This is a genomic window from Massilibacteroides vaginae (assembly GCF_900178525.1).
In the GTDB taxonomy this organism is placed as follows: Bacteria; Bacteroidota; Bacteroidia; order Bacteroidales; family Tannerellaceae; genus Massilibacteroides; species Massilibacteroides vaginae.
Window position 1 is genome coordinate 133,413 of the sequence record NZ_FXDJ01000008.1, and the last position, 20,243, is coordinate 153,655.

Consider the following 20,243-nt stretch of genomic DNA (forward strand, 5'->3'; position numbering starts at 1 on the left):
TAAATTAAGTGTTATTTGTATGCAGGCTTGATGAGAAATCTATACCTGCATACTTTTATAATTATTTTTTAATAATTTTGAGATCATGAGAAAAAAATTAGTAATTGTATTAGCAGGGATTTCTTTTGTCCTGAATGCGCAGGTGAGCGATCCCGGGTATCCGATTTCTCCGGTTCCTTTTACGGCGGTGAAGGTGACGGATCAGTTTTGGGGACAGCGTTTGCAGGCCAGTCGTGAAGTGACAATTCCGTTGGCTTTTAGCAAATGTGAGGAGACGGGGCGTTATGATAACTTTGTTAAAGCAGCCAATCCGAGTGCTGATTACAAGGTGGAGGGGTATTCTTTTGATGATACGGATGTTTATAAAACGATAGAGGGTGCCAGTTATCTGCTTCAAACCTACCCGGATAAAAAGTTGGTCAGGTATATTGATAGTGTGCTGACGATTGTGGAAGCGGCTCAGGAGCCTGATGGTTATTTGTTTACCGCTCGTACAATGAATCCGGAGCATCCGCATGAATGGGCCGGGAATAAGCGTTGGGTCAAAGAAGAAGAACTGAGTCATGAGTTATATAACCTGGGACACATGATTGAGGGAGCGATTGCTCATTTTCAGGCTACAGGGGATAAGAAGTTCTTGAACATGGCCATTCGATATGCTGACTGTGTGGACCGCGAAGTTGGCGAAGGTTCCGGGAAATATCTTTGTGTTCCGGGGCATCAGATTCCTGAAATGGCGTTGGCAAAGCTTTATCTGACCACTAAGGATAAACGGTATCTTAAGCTGGCTAAGTTGTTTTTAGACAAACGTGGATATACGGATCGTAAAGATGAATATAGTCAGGCGCATAAACCTGTGCTGGAACAGGATGAAGCCGTAGGACATGCCGTTCGTGCTGCCTATATGTATTCGGGAATGGCGGATGTGGCTGCTCTGACCGGCGATACCGGTTATGTACGTGCCATAGGTAAGATTTGGGACAATGTGGTAACGAAAAAATTATATATCACCGGAGGAATAGGGGCAACCAATCATGGCGAGGCTTTCGGTAAAAATTACGAACTGCCCAATATGTCTGCTTATTGCGAAACCTGCGCTGCCATTGGTAATGTATATTGGAACTATCGTTTGTTCTTATTGCATGGAGAATCGAAATATTATGATGTGTTGGAACGAACATTATATAATGGGTTGATTTCGGGAGTATCGCTTGACGGTGGCGGTTTCTTTTATCCGAACCCCTTAGAGTCTATAGGACAACACCAACGTCAGGCATGGTTTGGATGCGCTTGCTGTCCGTCTAATGTTTGTCGTTTTATACCCTCATTGCCGGGTTATATTTATGCTGTTCATGATACTGACGTTTACGTTAACTTGTATATGAGTAACGCTTCTGATATAGATGTGAAAGGTAGAAAAATACAATTAGTACAAACCACAGCCTATCCGTGGAGCGGAAATGTGAAGATTGCCGTCGATCCGCGTGGAAGCAGGCAGTTTGCGCTTAAGTTGCGTGTTCCGGGTTGGGTGAAAAATGAAGTTGTACCCAGCGACTTGTATCGTTATGCAGATCAGAAGAAATTAACTTATACTGTAAAAGTAAATGGTACTCCGGTAGAAAGTACCTTGAATAAAGGGTATTTCAGTATTGACCGAAAATGGAAAAAGGGCGATCAGGTAGAGATCAATTTTGATATGGAAGCCCGTGTTGTGAAAGCTCACCCGAATGTAGAAGCAGATCGTGGGAAAATTTCTGTTGAACGTGGTCCGATTGTTTATTGTGCGGAATGGGCGGATAATGATTTTAATGTATTAAGCACTTTTATGAATAGAAAACCGGAGTTCAGCGTGGTGAACCAACCGGAACTGCTTCATGGTATTAACCAACTCAAAACAAACGCACAAACATTAGGTTATGATGAAAAAGGTCGTTTGTTTGTAAAAGATGTTGAGTTGACCATGATTCCCTATTATGCCTGGGCGCATAGAGGCAGTGGTGAGATGGCTGTTTGGTTGCCGATGGATTTAAGTGCAAGTCGCCCGTCAATGCCTCCGACAGTTACTACAAATGCAAGGATAACAGCCTCACACCCGGCAAAATCAATTTCCGCGATAAACGATGGCTTGATTCCAAAGGATGAGAACGACAGAAGTGCTCCATACTATCATTTATGGCCAAAGGAAGGAACAACGGAATGGATTGCCTATGAGTTCGATAAGCTTGAAGAGGTTTCCTTTACATCTGTATTCTGGTATGATGACGGACCATGGGGAGGATGTCGTGTTCCTGAATCCTGGAAAGTATATTATAGGGATGACAACAACAACTGGAATCCGGTTGAAAATGCTACTTCTTATAAAACAAAAAAAGGAGAAAACAATGAGGTGTCTTTTAAGCCGGTAAAAACGAAAGCATTAAAACTGGAGTTTGTGCAACAGGCTAAAAATGCAGCAGGATTGTTCGAATGGGCAGTGGAATAAATTTCCGGAAAAAATTCGCCTCGCATCTTGTTTCTTTTTGTTAAAATAAGGAGTTGATGCATACACACCCTTATTTGGCACATTGTACAATTTAAATTGAAATTTAAAACTTAACTCATGTGTTAAAAAACACACCTGATAAACATATTTTAACTCAAGCAATTGTTAATCATACTATTCAGTTACTTTTGTAATAAGAAAAGCAAACCTTCCATTAGGGAGATTTGCTTTTCTGTTTTTTTAATGATATATTTGATTCATTGTTAAGTATTTCATAGAATAACAAACGTTTTTAATATTCAGAGACTTTATGAGTTATCTTAAATTCGATAAGACCTTAATGATAAATTTGGAGGAATCGCTTTCCAGAGAAATTCTCCGAACGAATAGACTTGGGGCTTATCATTGTACCACGTTTGTGGATTGCAATACCAGAAAATACCATGGACTGCTGGTTATGCCTGTTCCTGCATTGGGACCGGATAATCATGTACTGCTTTCATCTTTTGATGAGACAGTAATTCAGCATGGAGCCGAGTTTAACCTGGGGCTTCATAAATATTCCGGAGACAATTTTAGTCCGAAAGGACATAAATACATTAGGGAGTTTTCGTCTGATACGGTTCCACGTACATTGTATCGAGTAGGGGGAGTTATCTTTTCCAAAGAAAAAGTATTTTCACTGTATGAAAACAGAATCATGATTAAATACACTTTGGAAGATGCCCATTCGCCCACCACGTTGCGTTTTAGACCTTTTATGGCTTTCAGGAGCGTGAAGGAGCTGACTTACCAAAATGGTTATGTAAATCAAAACTACACGGAAATTCCGAATGGAATAAAGACTTGTATGTATCAGGGATATCCTGAATTACATATGCAGTTCAGCAAAAAAGCTAAATTCGTATTTGAGCCTTATTGGTATAATGGCATTGAATACTCCAAAGAGCAGGAGAGGGGCTATCCTTATCAGGAAGATCTATATGTTCCCGGTTATTTTGAGGTTCCTATCAAAAAAGGGGAATCAGTTTACTTTAGTGCGGGAGACACGCAAGTAGTAACTACCAAACTAAAATCATTGTATGAACTGGAAGTAGATCTTCGTACACCCCGAACAAGTTTTTATAACTGTTTGAAAAATTCTGCCCAGCAGTTCTATCATCGCCCTACCAAAGATGATGCTTATCTATTGGCCGGTTATCCCTGGTTTGGTGTTCGTGCCCGTGATTTGTTTATAGCCCTGCCCGGTTGTACTCTTTCAATAGGCGACCCGGTACGTTTTGAAAAGGTTATGGATACGGCAATTCCTGCTTTGCGAAACTTTATACAAAAAGAGGAGCCGGATAAGATTATAAAAGAAATTGAACATCCCGACATTCTGCTTTGGGCTATATGGGCTATTCAGCAATATGCCCGTTCTGAGGGACTTGAAAAAGGACAAGAACAATATGGCGAATTCATGACGGAGGCAATCGAATATATTATCGATCAGAAACATCCTGATATGAAATTAATGGAAAACGGTTTGCTGTATGCAAATGGTCGGGACAAAGCGATTACTTGGATGAATTCTACACATAAAGGAAAGCCTGTAGTGAAAAGAACAGGTTATATTGTGGAGTTTAACGCTTTATGGTATAATATGCTTTGCTTTTACAAAGAAGTAAACCATAGTGCCGTTAGTGAGAAAATTGAAAAGCTGATCTTGTCGGTAGAGCAATCGTTTCCTGATATTTTCCTGAACGGTTATAATTACTTGTTTGATTCTGTTACCGGTACGGCTGTTGATTGGAGTGTACGCCCGAATATGATTTTCGCGGTTTCTTTGCCTTATTCTCCGCTTAACAGATTGCAGAAAAGAGCTGTGTTAGACTATGTGACTAAAGAATTACTGACTCCGAAAGGACTACGCTCGCTTAGTCCGAAAAGCGAAGGATATATACCTTATTGTTTCGGTCCGCAAGATCAAAGGGATCTGGCTTATCATCAGGGCACTGCTTGGCCGTGGTTGCTTGGGGCTTATCTTGAAGCCTATCTGAAAGTGTTCGGCATGAGTGGAGTTTCTTTTGCTGAGCGAATGCTGATCAGTATGGAAGAGGAAATGTCATTGCATTGTATCGGTACAATCTCGGAATTGTTTGATGGCAATCCGCCGTTTACGAGTAGAGGCGCTATTTCTTTCGCAATGAATGTTGCGTCTATTCTACGGGTTGTTGATTTATTGAAAAAGTATAATGATGAATAAAGGTATACAAGTATGAAAGCATTAATGTTCGGGTGGGAATTTCCACCTCATATCTTAGGAGGATTAGGTACGGCCAGCTTCGGTTTAACCAGAGGGATGGCTATGCAACCGGATATGGATATAACGTTTTGTATACCTAAACCCTGGGGTGATGAAGATCAGAGTTTTCTGAAGATTGTTGGCGTTGGCAATGTTCCTGTTGTTTGGCGTGATGTGGATATGGGTTATGTTAGTGAACGTTTAGGAAAGTATATGGATCCTCAGTTGTATTATGATTATCGGGATCACATCTACGCCGACTTTTCATATAGGCATGTAAATGATTTAGGTTGCATCGAATTTTCCGGACGTTATCCGGATAACCTTTTGGAGGAAATCAATAATTATTCTATTGTGGTGGGGGTTATTGCCCGTGCCGAACAATATGATGTTATTCATGCGCACGACTGGCTTACTTATCCGGCCGGGATACATGCGAAAAGTATTTCCGGAAAACCATTAGTAATCCATGTACATGCAACCGACTACGATCGAAGTAGAGGGAATGTAAATCCGGATGTGTATGCCATTGAAAAAAATGGTATGGATAACGCGGATCATATTATTACAGTTAGTAACCTGACCCGAATGACGGTTATCGAGAAATACCATCAGGATCCGGCAAAGGTAACGACTGTTCATAATGCGGTTGAACCATTGAGTCCGGAGATTCTTGCTATACAAGATAAGAAAGGGGTGAAAGATAAGGTAATTACTTTCCTTGGCCGTATAACCATGCAGAAAGGGCCGGAGTATTTTGTGGAAGCCGCTGCTAAAGTTTTAGCAAAAGCACCTAATGCTCGTTTTGTAATGGCCGGTAGTGGTGATATGATGGATAAAATGATACGGCTTGCCGCTTCACGAAATATCTCAGATCGCTTCCATTTTACCGGATTTATGAAAGGAAAACAGGTTTATGAAGTGCTCAAGGCAAGTGATGTTTATGTGATGCCTTCGGTTTCCGAGCCTTTTGGAATCTCTCCGTTAGAAGCGATGCAATGTGGGGTGCCTTCGATAATTTCAAAACAATCCGGTTGCGCGGAAATCTTGGATTATGCCGTGAAGGTTGATTACTGGGACATCGAAGCTATGGCTGATGCGATGTATTCTATTATCACTTATCCGGCGATGCATGAATTCCTGAAAGAGGAAGGAAAGAAGGAAGTGGATAATATTAAGTGGGAGTATGCAGGACAGAAGGTTCGTCGCATATACGAACAGGTAATGAATAAATAAAAGAAAAAATATTATAAGTATGAAAACAATTTGTTTTTATTTTCAAATACATCAACCCTTTCGGCTCAAAAGATACCGCTTTTTTGATATAGGGAACGATCATTACTACTACGATGATTTTCAGAATGAAGAAATCATACGCCGTATAGCGGAAAAAACCTATTTGCCTGGCAATAGAGCTATCTTAGACATGATCAAGACAAGCGGAGGTAAGTTTAAAGTGGCTTTTTCAATATCCGGAACGGCGTTAGAGCAAATGGAAATTTATACTCCCGAGGTGATCGACAGCTTTAAAGAATTAGCTCAAACCGGAAATGTAGAGTTTCTGGCTGAAACCTACGCGCATTCTTTAGCTTCTTTGGGAGATGAAGAGGAATTTAAACAACAAGTAAAAAGACATCAGAATAAAATCTATACATTATTTGGTGTAAAACCGAAAGTGTTTAGAAACACGGAGTTGATTTACTCGGATGATATTTCTGAATTAGTCTATCAGATGGGCTTCAGAGGTATGCTTACTGAAGGTGCGAAGCATGTTTTAGGATGGAAAAGTCCGAACTATATGTATTCCTCAATCATGCAGCCACAGCTGAAAATGTTATTAAAGAACGATCGCTTTAGTGAAGATTTATCTATGAGATTCAGCAATTATAGTTGGAATGAGTATCCTTTAACAGCAGATAAATATATCTCTTGGATCGCTTCAACACCCGAATCTGAACAAATAATAAGTTTGTTTATGAATTACGAAGTCTTGGGAACACTAAATGCTGCCGAAACAGGAATATTTGACTTCTTTAAAGCCTTGCCTCGATTTGCCGCTGAAAAGGGAATAAGCTTCTCTATGCCTTCAGAAGTGTTCTCATTACTAAAACCCGTTGATTCTATATCTGTTCCTTATCCAATGTCTTGGGTTGACGAGGAAAAGGATTGCAGTTCATGGTTAGGTAATGTGTTGCAACAGGAAGCGTTTCGCAAGATAAATGAAATTGGCGAACGAGTAAGATTAAGCGATAACAGGAGAATACTGCAAGATTGGACCTATCTGCAAAGTAGTGACCATTTCTATTATATGAATACAAAACGGGGACATGTCGGTTTCAGTCCTTATGAAAATGCTTATGATGCATTCAATAATTATATGAATGTATTGTCTGATTTTATAGTTCGTGTAACCGCTCTTTTCCCAACCTCAATAGAAAATGAAGAATTAAATTCCTTGCTTACTACTATCCGAAATCAAGGTATTGAAATCGAACAGTTAAGAAAGGAATTAACAAACACAAAGAAAAAGTTAGAGAAAAAATTAACAACCGAATGACTCAGAAAACAAAAAGAAAAGAAAGGGCGGGCTTAGGTCTGCCCTTTTCTATATGAAATGATCGAAAAGTTAATTAATGTAAGGATAAATGATATAGATATTTGGGGAATCTTGTATTTTTGTGTAATCAATTAAGTGTATGAATAGTTATGAATAAAGAATTATTAATTTGGATTGTTGCTCTTGTAATGTTAAGCAGTTGTGGTAGTGTTCCTCTAACAGGCAGAAAGCAGATTTTGTTGGTTTCTGATCAGGAGGTGTTAACGTCAAGTTTGACACAGTATAATGACTATATAAAAACGGCGAAACTATCGGGCAACAAAAAGAAAACTGAACAAGTTGTCAGGGTTGGTAAGAAAATAGCTTCAGCCACTGAAGCTTATCTGAAGGCAAATGGTATGGAGGCAGAAGCAAAGAACTTTGCCTGGGAGTTTAATCTTGTGAATGAAAATCAAGTGAATGCCTTTTGTATGCCCGGAGGTAAAATTGTCGTATATGAAGGTCTTTTAAATTTGGTGGATTCTGACGATGAACTTGCGGTAGTAGTAGGTCATGAGGTGGCACATGCTGTAGCCAAACATTCGAATGAAAGAATGAGCCAACAGTTGCTCACCCAATATGGTGCTGCGGTATTAGATCAGGCTGTTAGTGGTAGCTCAGCCGCTGTGCAAACAGTAGCCGGCACAGTTTATGGCTTAGGTGCCCAATTCGGTGTAATGCTTCCGTACTCACGTAAACATGAATATGAAGCCGACCACATGGGTTTGATCTTTATGGCTATTGCCGGATATAATCCGGATAAAGCAGTTTCATTCTGGACAAAGATGTCTGCTGCATCTGATGCCAAAGTTCCGGAAATAATGAGTACTCACCCAGGAGATGCTAATCGTATTTCTGAAATACAGAAATTCCTACCGGAAGCAAAGAAATACATGAAGAAATAAAAAAAAGGACAATAAAAAAGGCGAGCTCTTAAGAGTTCGTCTTTTTTATTGTGTTTAGCAATCGGGGTAAATCTAATGCCAAACTTTGCATATCGGGATAGAGTAGGTGTGCTCCGGCTTCCAATAAAACAGAATCGGGCAACGGTCCGGTATTTACTGCAACCGTGAATATTCCTGCCGCAACTGCCGACTCTACACCCATAGGGGCATTTTCCACAACGATTGCTTCGTTTGCTGCTACACCGGCTTTATCTAATCCCATTAAGTAGGGTTCAGGGTGGGGTTTGCCAATTTTTACATCATACGCTGTGACCATTAATTCACGATTGAAACATTCCGGAAAAGCGTCGTCTAATCGGTCAAATAAACTATGTTGTCCGGAACCTGTAACTACCAGGCATTGCAGCTCGTTGTGAATAACTTCCTGTACAACATCCTGAGCTCCGGCAATAACACTGCCATCATTGTAACTGTTGAATAAAGCCGCTTTCTCTTTATACATCGTCTGTTTTTCCTCTTCCGTTGCTACGCGATCGAATGTGCGGAGGTATAACTCGTTTACCGTACTTTCGCCGGTTCTTCCTTCAAAAAGGTAGAAGTCTTCCGGAGTAGAGATCAGATGATGTTTCTCTGACGTTTCCTGCCACGCTCTCGCATGGTATTTCATGGAATCAAACAAAACTCCATCCATGTCGAACAAGACGGCTTTGGGTGATAGTTTTGTTTGATTCTGTTGTTTGAGGTAATTGTTGATTGCTTTTTCGATCATTTCTATGATTTTACTGTTATGCACCGTACTCTTGCCAGCTTTTGATTTGTATATCATCTACTGTCAATGTGCAAAAGGCTTGAATAAAAGCGTCTGCCAGACGAGCATTTGTTATTAACGGAATGTTAAGATCAACTGCTGCACGGCGTATTTTGTAACCGTTGTCCAACTCACCCGCACTCAAATCGCGGGGTATATTTACAACCATGTCGATTTTTCGTTCTCGCATGTAGGTTAACGCCTGAGGCTCACCTGATTCACTTGGCCAGTTAACACGGATACTGTTTATTCCGTTTTCGGTCAGGAAGCGGTGTGTTCCTCCGGTAGCATAAAGCAGATAGCCTTTTTCTTGGAGTAGTTTTGCTGCATCAAGCATGTCTGCTTTTTGCTTTGGTGTACCGGTAGAAAGCAGAATCCCTTTGCTTGGAACACGTAGTCCAACTGATAACATGCTTTTAAGAACCGCTTCGTTGGTATCGTCTGCCAGACAGCCTACTTCTCCGGTAGATGCCATATCTACGCCCAATACCGGATCTGCCTTCTGTAGTCGGTTAAAGGAGAATTGAGAAGCTTTAATTCCGACATAATCCAAATCGAATTCGTTTTTCCAAACCTTTTGTACCGGTAGTCCCAGCATTACACGAGTAGCCTGTTCGATAAAGTTAATTTTCAGAACCTTACTAACAAAAGGAAAGCTTCTTGAAGCACGGAGATTACACTCAATCACCTTTATTTCGTTTCCTTTAGCCAGGTATTGAATATTGAACGGACCGGAAATATTTAATTCTTTAGCAATCTTTTTACTGATGCGTTTGATTCGTCTCATAGTCTCCACATAGAGTTTCTGAGCCGGGAACTGTATTGTTGCGTCGCCACTATGTACACCTGCAAATTCGATATGTTCGCTGATAGCATAGAGAATGATTTCGCCATGATCTGCTACTGCATCCATTTCCACTTCTTTCGCGTGTTCGATAAATTGGCTTACAACAACCGGGTGTTTCTTGCTTACGTTTGCCGCCAGTTGCAGGAATCTCTCCAGCTCTTCATTGTTTGAGCAGACGTTCATGGCAGCACCACTCAGTACATAACTTGGCCTCACAAGCACAGGAAAGCCTACTTCGGCCACAAACGTGTGAATGTCATCCAAACTGCTTAATTCTTTCCATCTGGGTTGGTCAACACCAATACGATCGAGCATCGCGGAGAATTTATGCCGGTCTTCAGCATTATCGATACTCTTCGCTGTAGTTCCAAGGATATTTACGTGTTGTTCGTCCAATCGTATGGCTAAGTTATTGGGTATCTGCCCTCCGGTAGATACGATAACCCCATGTGGATTCTCTAATTCTAATATATCCATAACCCGCTCAAAAGTCAGTTCGTCGAAGTAGAGGCGATCACACATATCGTAATCAGTCGAAACTGTTTCCGGGTTATAATTGATCATGACCGAACGCCAACCTTCTTTTCTGATTGTCTCTAAAGCCTGTACACCGCACCAGTCAAACTCAACCGAACTACCTATGCGATAAGCTCCCGAGCCCAATACAACTATCGAGCGTTTGTCTCCCACGTATTTTACATCATTTTCTGTTCCTCCGTATGTTAGGTAGAGATAATTGGTTTGTGCCGGATATTCAGCCGCCAATGTATCTATCTGTTTAACCACAGGTAGGATGCCACGCCTTTTGCGATCCTGACGTACTTGCAGAATGCCTAATTCAGGATCTTCCATACTGTCTTTCAGTACGGCTTTTGCTATCTGATAATCTGAAAAACCTTGTTTCTTTGCCCAACGGAATAGATCGTCAGGTATGTCCGCAGGTTTTGAATGAGTTTCCAACTCGTATGACGTTTGCATGACTCCGTATAGTTTCTGAAGGAACCACTTGTCTATTTTAGTCAGATCATGTATCTGATCAATTGTATATCCCGCGCGGAAAGCTTTACTGATAACGAATACGCGTGTATCAGTAGGCTCCCTTAACGCCTTGTCGATATGATCAATTTTTATGTCTTTGTTTTGTGTAAAGCCATGCATGCCTTGTCCAATCATCCGTAGGCCTTTCTGGATAGCCTCTTCGAAAGTACGCCCGATAGCCATAACTTCGCCCACCGATTTCATGCTCGATCCTAACTCACGGGCTACACCGTGAAACTTGCCCAAGTCCCAGCGTGGTATTTTACAAACCACATAATCTAAAGCCGGTTCAAAAAATGCACTGGTTGTTTTAGTAACCGAATTCTTCAGGTCAAATAAACCATAACCTAATCCCAGTTTCGCAGCCACAAAAGCAAGCGGATAACCTGTAGCTTTAGACGCTAAAGCCGAAGAGCGGCTCAGGCGGGCATTTACTTCAATCACACGATAGTCTTCACTTTCCGGATCGAAAGCATATTGAACATTACATTCACCTACAATTCCAATATGGCGAATGATGCGGATTGCCAATTCACGGAGTTTATGGTATTCCGCGTTTGTAAGTGTTTGCGAAGGAGCAATAACGATACTTTCTCCCGTATGAATGCCTAACGGGTCGAAGTTCTCCATGTTACAAACCGTAATACAGTTGTCGAACCGGTCACGAACTACCTCGTATTCTACTTCTTTCCACCCTTTCAAACTCTTTTCCACCAATACCTGAGGAGAAAAGGAAAAGGCTTTTTCGGCTAATACATTCAGTTCTTCTTCATTGTCACAAAATCCGGAACCAAGTCCTCCAAGTGCATAAGCCGCACGGATAATTACCGGATAGCCTAATTCTTTAGCGGCACGTCGCGCATCAATTATATTACCTACGGCTTCACTTTTAATCGTTTTAACATTGATCTCATCCAACTTCCTGACGAAGAGTTCACGGTCTTCCGTGTCCATGATGGCCTGTACGGGAGTTCCTAATACGCGTACATTATATTTTTCTAATATTCCGCTTTCAAAAAGAGCAACTCCACAGTTAAGTGCTGTTTGCCCTCCAAAAGCTAATAAAATTCCTTCGGGACGTTCTTTCGCAATAACTTTTTCCACAAAAAAAGGAGTGACGGGCAGAAAATAAACTGTATCCGCGACTCCTTCAGATGTCTGTACCGTTGCAATATTCGGATTAATGAGGACTGTTTTAATACCTTCTTCCTTGATTGCTTTAAGTGCTTGGGATCCGGAGTAGTCAAATTCACCGGCTTCTCCGATCTTTAACGCGCCTGAACCGAGTATCAGGACTTTCTTTATATCTTCTTTCATACGATTATCGTTTATTTTTTACATTAAGGTCGTATGGAACTCACTTAATAATTCACTTGGGTGTAAACGAGCGTTTCACATGTTCGTTTCATGCTTACTCTTTTCTTATAACATCTCTACAAATTTGTCAAACATAAATTCCGTATCCGTCGGACCGCTACAGGCTTCAGGATGGAATTGAGCAGAGAAGAACGGTTTGCTTTTGTGCTTAATACCTTCATTCGTACCGTCATTCATATTAACAAAAAGCGGCTCCCAATCGATTCCTAAAGATTCGTTGTCAACCGCGTAACCATGGTTCTGAGAAGTGATGAAACATTGATTGGTTCCAACCAGCCGGACAGGTTGGTTATGACTTCGATGCCCGTATTTAAGTTTGTATATTTTTGCTCCACCTGCTTTTGCCAGTAATTGATTACCCATGCAAATTCCACAGATAGGCTTGTTTCCCTCTAATGCTTTGCGGATATGCTGAACAGCCGCGTCACAAGTATCAGGGTCGCCGGGACCATTAGACAGGAATAATCCGTCAAATTCTAACTGATTAAAATCATAATCCCAGGGTACACGTATCAGCGTAATATTTCTTTTCAATAAACTGCGGATGATGTTATGCTTTACACCACAATCCAATAATACAACTCGCTTACTTCCTTCCGGACCGGGGTAAGTGATTACCTCTTTGCAAGAAACACGGGCAACTTGATTTATCAGGTTCGGGTCAATAAATTCCACATCCTGATTGTCAATTACAATCTTACCTTTCATACTTCCTTTTTCGCGAAGTAATTTTGTAAGTGCTCTTGTGTCGATGCCATAAATGCCGGGAACCTGTTCGCTTTTCAGCCAGTCGCCCAAACTCTCTTCAGCATTCCAATGACTGTATTCACGACTATAATCGCTGATAATAATTGCTTCAGCATGAATGCGCTCGCTTTCCATGAAAGTGGCTACTCCGTTTTTACTAAATGTTCGCGAAGGTACTCCGTAATTGCCGACCAAAGGAAAGGTAAGCGTCATTAACTGACCGGCGTATGAAGGGTCTGTGAGGCTTTCCGGATAACCCATCATTGCTGTGTTAAATACTACTTCGCCGGCAACAGACTTTTCGTATCCGAAGGAAAAGCCTTGAAAGACGCTGCCGTCGTCCAGAATCAAAATTGCTGTTTTGTCTTTCTGCATATAAAAGTTCTATGTTGTATCATTTGACTAAATACTCTTCTTCCATATAATGGATAAATGCTTCATTTACGAGACGCGTACCGCCGGGGGTAGGATAATCTCCCGTAAAGTACCAATCTCCCGGATGATTCGGACAAGAGGCGTGAAGACCTTCTATTGTTTGATAAACGATCTCAACTTTTGCTTTAGTTTCTTTGGGCGTGAGCAAATCTACCATCTTTATAGATACCTCCTCATCGGTAAAAGGAGCATATATTTCTTTCACATAATTAACAAGATACGTGCCGGATTGTTGTTGCCCTTTTGCCTTTTTATAGCTTTCTAAGATAATATGTGCCATACCTCTTTCATGCAACAGTGCTACTGCTGCCTTGAAAGCTATAAACTCGTTCATTCTTGACATATCAATTCCGTAGTAGTCCGGGTATCTGACTTGCGGTGAAGACGACACGATCACGATCTTTTTAGGGTTTAACCGGTCTAAGATACTGATGATACTTTGTTTGAGTGTAGTACCACGAACAATACTATCGTCAATAACCACCAAATTATCTCTGTATGGCTCCAAACTTCCATAAGTAATATCGTAAACGTGCGCGGCTAAGTCATTCCGGCTATTTCCTTCGGCAATAAACGTACGTAGTTTAATATCTTTTATAGCTACTTTTTCACAGCGTACGCGCATGGAAAGGATTAGCTCCAACTCTTCAGAAAACAACTTTGACGAGTTAGATATCGCTTCTTTCTTTATTTCATTCAGGTAATCTTCCAGACCTTCCTGCATTCCAAAATAAGCAACTTCGGCGGTATTAGGAATAAATGAAAATACAGTATGTTGAATATCGTAATCAATCGCCTTTAAGATCGGAGTCACTAGGTTGCGCCCTAAATGCTTGCGTTCTTTATAAATATCCACATCGCTACCCCGAGAAAAATAGATACGTTCAAAGGAACAAGCCTTAAGCGCTTTGGGCTCTACAATTTGTTGCAATTGAACTTCTCCATTATTTCGGATCACTAATGCCTGTCCTCTTTCCAACTCCTTTACTTTGGATGCTTCCACGTTCATGGCGGTCTGAATGACAGGGCGTTCAGACGCAATCACGGCAATTTCGTCGTCAACATAATAAAATGCCGGGCGAATTCCCCACGGGTCGCGTACGCTGAATGCTTCACCACTTCCGGTCAGACCACAGATTACATAACCGCCGTCCCATTGGGGAGCACATCGTTTAAGTACATTACCCATATTTACATTCTTTTCAATGTCATGGGTTATCTCCATTCCTGTGTGACCTTCGGCTTCACTTATCTGATATAACCTCTCTACTTCTCTGTCCAAACGATGTCCCATTTGTTCGAGTATAATAAATGTATCTGCAAATTGACGCGGATGCTGACCAATAGCAGTTATTTCATCGAAAATATCATGAACGTTTGTGAGATTAAAATTACCGCAAAGTGCTATATTTTTGGCGCGCCAGTTGTTTCGGCGCATAAAAGGATGGACGTATGAAATGCCGGATCTACCGGTTGTACTGTAGCGCAGGTGTCCCATATAAAGTTCGCCTGCAAAAGGAAGAGTTGTTTTAGCGTAGTTGGGATCTTCTCGTTTTTCTTTGGGGATGTCGTTGAAATTCCGGTGTACTGAGGAAAAGATTTCTGTAATAGCACCCGTTCCGACCGATCTTTCTCTGAACATATATTCGTTTCCGGGGCTCGCTTCTAATTTTACGCAGGCTAATCCTGCACCTTCTTGTCCGCGGTTATGCTGCTTTTCCATCAGCAAATAGAGTTTATTAAGCCCATACATCCAACTGCCGTATTTTTGTTGGTAATACTCCAACGGTTTAAGCAGTCGTATCATCGCAACGCCGCATTCGTGCTTAAGTTCTTCCATGAAATAAATCCTGTATTCGTTAATACCGCCGCAAAGATACAGACATTCTGTAACATAAAAATCATCTTAAATGAAAATAATAATCTATTTAACAGACTCGTGAATATGGGAGGTCTTTTTGTTAATGAATATGTAAAATAAAAATTATTCTGTATTAAATGTTTATATGAAAGTGATATTATGACTTTTGATTATAATATGTAATGCGTGAATATCACTCTTGTTTCAAATTGAAAGATCTTCCATGTTAAAAGGTTTTAATGTAAGCAAATCGTCTCTTTTTGCGTGTTAAATGAAATCAATACAATATATTTGCCTTTCATAATGATGTTTAATTAATGTATATGAAAACATAAAGTCATCAAAAAGTGGTTAATATGAGTCATTTTAATAAAAATAGAGGTCTGTATGATCCTACTAACGAACACGATGCTTGCGGAGTAGGTATGTTGGTGAATATTCAGGGTGAAAAATCACATGATATTGTAGATTCTGCTTTGCGTGTTTTGGAAAACATGAGACACAGAGGAGCTGAAGGGGCAAATAAAACAGGTGATGGTGCCGGTATTCTGGTTCAGATCCCACATGAATTTATACTACTTCAAGGAATTCCTGTTCCGGAGAAAGGCAAATACGGTACAGGGTTGATATTCCTTCCTAAACAAGAGAATGAACAGGCCGCAATTCTGAGCATCCTCATAGAGGAAGTAGAGAAAGAGGGTTTAACGTTGATGCATCTGCGTAAGGTTCCGGTAAATACGTCTATCCTTAGTCCGGATACACAGCGTACCGAACCGGATATTAAACAATTGTTTATTACCGGATGCAATGAACAACAGGTTTTAGAATTGAAATTGTACTTAATTCGTAAACGGGTTGAGAATAAAGTTTTGCATGCTTCTTTACGCTATAAAGAAGACTTTTATATAGCCTCCCTTTCAACAAAAACGATCGTCTACAAGGGTATGTTGGAGTCTTTGCAACTGCGCCAATACTTTCCTGATCTGACAAATCACTACTTTACAAGCGGACTTGCTTTGGTACATTCTCGTTTCAGTACGAATACATTTCCCACCTGGAGCCTTGCGCAACCTTTTCGTTTGCTTGCGCATAATGGTGAGATCAATACCATACGAGGTAACAGGGGATGGATGGAAGCACGAGAAAGTATTTTATCTTCTCCCCATATACCTGATATAGAAAATATACGCCCGATTATACAAGCGGGTATGAGTGATAGTGCTTCATTAGATAATGTATTAGAGTTTTTTGTTGCTTCCGGTTTAAGTCTTCCACACGCTATGGCCATGCTGGTGCCGGAAAGTTTCAATGAAAGCAATCCTATATCAGAAGAGTTAAAGGCGTTTTACGAATACCACTCAATTCTGATGGAACCGTGGGATGGACCGGCTGCTCTCTTATTCAGTGATGGACGATATGCAGGCGGCATGCTTGATCGCAACGGACTGCGTCCTGCTCGCTACCTGATTACGAAACACAACACAATGCTGGTTTCTTCCGAAGTAGGAGTGATGGATGTTGAACCAAACATGATAAAGGAGAAAGGGCGCTTACAACCGGGTAAGATATTATTGATCGATACCGAAAAAGGGGAGGTTTATTATGACGGTGAACTAAAAAAGCAACTGGCCGAAGCTAATCCATACAAAACCTGGTTGTCCAACAACAGGGTAGAACTGGACGAATTAAAGTCCGGACGGAAAACAAGTAACAGCATTTCAAACTTCGATATAAAACTTCGGATATTCGGTTATGGGCGTGAAGATATCGAACGTATTCTTATTCCAATGAGTTCTTCGGGTGCAGAGCCGGTTAGTTCGATGGGGAATGATTCTCCTCTTGCTGTGCTGTCAGACAAACCTCAGTTGTTATATAACTACTTTCGCCAACAATTTGCACAAGTAACTAACCCGCCAATTGATCCGATCCGGGAAGAATTAGTAATGAGTCTTACTGAATACATCGGTGGGGTGGGTAATACTATTCTTGTACCGAACGAGAGTCATTGCAAGATGGTTCGACTTAATCATCCGATTCTAACTAATACGCAACTGGATATATTGTGCAATATTCGTTATAAAGGTTTCAATGCTGTTAAACTGTCTGTTTTATATGAAGTAAAACAAGGAAGGAAAGGTTTGAAGGCAGCCTTGGACCGGTTATGCAAACAGGCTGTACAATCTGTTTCCGATGGGGTAAATTATATTATTTTAAGTGATAAAGATGTTGACGAAACACATGCGCCAATTCCCTCACTACTTGCCGTAAGTGCCGTGCATCATCATTTGATTGCTGTGCAGAAACGGGTGCAGACAGCTTTAATCGTTGAGAGTGGCGACTTGCGTGAGGTAATGCATGCTGCTTTGTTGCTCGGATTCGGAGCAAGTGCGGTCAATCCTTATATGGCATTTGCAATATTGGATGATGTCGTTAAAAAGAATGAAATCCAGATGAATTACGGCACTGCTGAAAAAAACTATATCAAGTCCCTCTGCAAAGGTCTCTATAAAGTAATGAGTAAGATGGGAATTAGCACGATCCGTAGTTATCGGGGTGCCAAATTATTCGAAGCAGTAGGACTGAGCAGAGAGCTAAGTAGGGCGTACTTCGGTGGAACGACCAGCAATGTGGGTGGAATCGGGTTGGAGGAACTGGCAACGGATATTGCTCGTATGCATTACGAAGCCTATGATGTACCTTTGCATGATATGCTTGAGCATAAAGGAATTTACAGTTATCGGTTGGATGGAGAGAAACATGCGTGGAACCCGGAAACAATCTCTACATTACAATTAGCCACTCGCTTGGGCAGCTATAAAAAGTTTAAAGAATATACCGCCATAGTGAATGACAAAGAAGAACCTATTTTTCTGCGTGATTTTCTGACTATAAAGAAAGGCAAACCTGTTCCGTTGGAAAAGGTAGAGCCTGCTTATGAGATTATGAAACGTTTTGTGACAGGTGCCATGAGTTATGGTTCTATCAGTAAAGAAGCTCACGAAACGATGGCGCTTGCTATGAATCGTATTCACGGAAAGAGTAATACTGGCGAAGGAGGCGAAGATCCTGAACGTTATAAACTTCGTGAGGACGGTTTGTCGTTGCGATCTGCTATCAAACAGGTTGCTTCCGGCAGGTTCGGTGTAACTACTGAATATTTAGTTAATGCAGACGAAATTCAAATAAAAATAGCACAGGGAGCTAAACCCGGAGAAGGTGGACAGCTACCCGGCTATAAAGTAAATGATATTATTGCCCGTACAAGACATTCAATACCGGGTATCTCTTTGATTTCACCGCCACCGCACCATGATATCTATTCTATAGAAGATTTAGCTCAACTGATTTTCGATCTTAAAAACGTGAATCCGCAAGCAGAAATCAGTGTGAAACTTGTTTCAGAAAGTGGAGTAGGAACGATTGCCGCCGGGGTGGCAAAAGCCAAAGCCGACCGTGTGATCATTTCCGGTGCGGAAGGTGGTACGGGAGCCTCTCCGGTCAGTTCAATCCGTTATGCCGGATTGCCGCCTGAACTGGGACTTTCCGAATCACAACAAACGCTGGTGATGAATAATTTGCGCGGACAGGTGCGCCTTCAAACGGATGGTCAGCTAAAGACCGGACGTGACATTGTGCTGATGGCATTACTCGGAGCCGAAGAATTTGGTTTTGCCACTTCTGCACTGATCGTGTTGGGGTGTGTGATGATGCGTAAATGCCACATGAACACCTGTCCGGTCGGAGTGGCAACTCAAGATGAAGAGTTGCGCAAGCGTTTTCTTGGCAAGCAGGAATATCTGGTGAACTTCTTCAACTTCCTTGCTGAAGAAGTTCGTGAACATCTTGCCGAAATGGGTTATACCAAACTGGATGAGATTATCGGTCATACCGAGTTGATTGAACGCAAATCGTCCGGCGGCATTACGAAGCACGATTTGCTCGATTTCAAACGGTTATTATATTTCCCCGAAGAAGGAAAAATAAACGCTATTCGCAAAACCGTAAAACAGGTACACCAAATCGACGAAGTGAAAGACCGGACAATTATCCGTCAGGCTTTGCCTGCACTTGATTCTCTACAGGAAATTTCGCTCAATTATACAATTAAAAACACGGAACGATCAGTAGGTGCTATGCTTTCCGGAGAGATCGCAAAACGATACGGTAATACCGGTCTTCCGGACGATACGCTTAATATTAAATTTAAAGGTTCGGCCGGACAGAGCTTCGGTGCGTTTCTTGCACATGGTGTACACTTCTGTTTGGAAGGTGAATCGAACGATTATCTTGGTAAGGGGCTTAGTGGAGGTCGCATCAGTCTGATGCCGCCTATCCGGTCTACATTTGTGGCCGAGAAAAACACAATTGCAGGAAACACATTGTTATATGGTGCCACAAGCGGTGAAGTTTATATTAACGGGCGTGTAGGAGAACGGTTTTGCGTGAGAAACAGTGGTGCAATAGCTGTTGTAGAAGGCGTAGGCGACCACTGCTGCGAGTATATGACCGGAGGGCGCGTCGTGGTATTAGGCGCCACCGGAAGGAATTTTGCCGCCGGGATGAGTGGGGGAGTAGCTTATGTTTGGAACCGGGCAGGCGACTTTGATTACTACTGCAATATGGAGATGGTGGAACTTTCACTTATCGAAGAAAGTGCTGCCCGAAAAGAGTTGCTTGGACTTATTCGTAAGCATTACCACTACACAGGTAGTCAGCTGGCTGGTCAGCTGTTAGACAATTGGAATACGTATCTGCATGAGTTTATTCAGATCACACCGATTGAATACAAGAACGTTCTACAGGAAGAACAGATGAAGAGGTTGCAGCAAAAAATAGCAGAAGTGCAACGCGATTATTAATCAC

At 41.5% G+C, this 20,243-nt stretch carries 10 protein-coding genes; 6 read left to right on the top strand and 4 right to left on the bottom strand.

The genetic code is table 11. The features are described from left to right. The first annotated feature begins 85 nt into the window (after positions 1-85). The 5 genes from B9Y81_RS06020 to B9Y81_RS06040 all read left to right on the top strand — a co-directional run bounded on the left by B9Y81_RS06020 (position 86) and on the right by B9Y81_RS06040 (position 8,267). On the top strand, positions 86-2,482 hold the full coding sequence (locus B9Y81_RS06020; RefSeq protein WP_085536105.1) for a glycoside hydrolase family 127 protein: 2,397 nt from the start codon (positions 86-88) through the stop codon (positions 2,480-2,482). A 310-nt stretch (positions 2,483-2,792) separates the two neighbouring features. Further along, positions 2,793-4,727: a glycogen debranching enzyme N-terminal domain-containing protein gene (locus tag B9Y81_RS06025; protein WP_085536106.1), complete on the top strand. Its 1,935-nt coding sequence runs from the start codon at positions 2,793-2,795 to the stop codon at positions 4,725-4,727. Positions 4,728-4,739: 12 nt separating this feature from the next. Beyond that, on the top strand, positions 4,740-6,002 hold the full coding sequence (locus B9Y81_RS06030) for a glycosyltransferase (protein WP_085536107.1): 1,263 nt from the start codon (positions 4,740-4,742) through the stop codon (positions 6,000-6,002). Between the two features lie 19 nt (positions 6,003-6,021). Further along, a complete protein-coding gene (locus tag B9Y81_RS06035; protein ID WP_085536108.1) occupies positions 6,022-7,323 on the top strand; it encodes a glycoside hydrolase family 57 protein in 1,302 nt (433 codons plus the stop codon). 149 nt (positions 7,324-7,472) lie between these two features. Beyond that, complete coding sequence (locus B9Y81_RS06040; protein WP_085536109.1) at positions 7,473-8,267, top strand: M48 family metallopeptidase; 795 nt, start codon at positions 7,473-7,475, stop codon at positions 8,265-8,267. A 28-nt stretch (positions 8,268-8,295) separates the two neighbouring features. On the opposite strand, the gene B9Y81_RS06045 is transcribed toward B9Y81_RS06040, so the two are convergent. From B9Y81_RS06045 to B9Y81_RS06060, 4 genes are all read right to left on the bottom strand, one after another. Further along, a complete protein-coding gene (locus B9Y81_RS06045; RefSeq protein ID WP_085536540.1) occupies positions 8,296-9,036 on the bottom strand; it encodes an inorganic diphosphatase in 741 nt (246 codons plus the stop codon). Positions 9,037-9,052: 16 nt separating this feature from the next. After that, positions 9,053-12,277: a carbamoyl-phosphate synthase (glutamine-hydrolyzing) large subunit gene (carB, locus tag B9Y81_RS06050; protein ID WP_085536110.1), complete on the bottom strand. Its 3,225-nt coding sequence runs from the start codon at positions 12,275-12,277 to the stop codon at positions 9,053-9,055. A gap of 105 nt (positions 12,278-12,382) precedes the next feature. After that, on the bottom strand, positions 12,383-13,459 hold the full coding sequence (gene carA / locus B9Y81_RS06055) for a glutamine-hydrolyzing carbamoyl-phosphate synthase small subunit (protein ID WP_085536111.1): 1,077 nt from the start codon (positions 13,457-13,459) through the stop codon (positions 12,383-12,385). Positions 13,460-13,478: 19 nt separating this feature from the next. Beyond that, complete coding sequence (locus B9Y81_RS06060) at positions 13,479-15,359, bottom strand: amidophosphoribosyltransferase (protein ID WP_085536112.1); 1,881 nt, start codon at positions 15,357-15,359, stop codon at positions 13,479-13,481. 377 nt (positions 15,360-15,736) lie between these two features. On the opposite strand from B9Y81_RS06060, the gene gltB reads away from it, so the two are divergent. Further along, a complete protein-coding gene (gltB, locus tag B9Y81_RS06065) occupies positions 15,737-20,239 on the top strand; it encodes a glutamate synthase large subunit (protein ID WP_085536113.1) in 4,503 nt (1,500 codons plus the stop codon). The last annotated feature ends 4 nt before the right edge of the window (positions 20,240-20,243 follow it).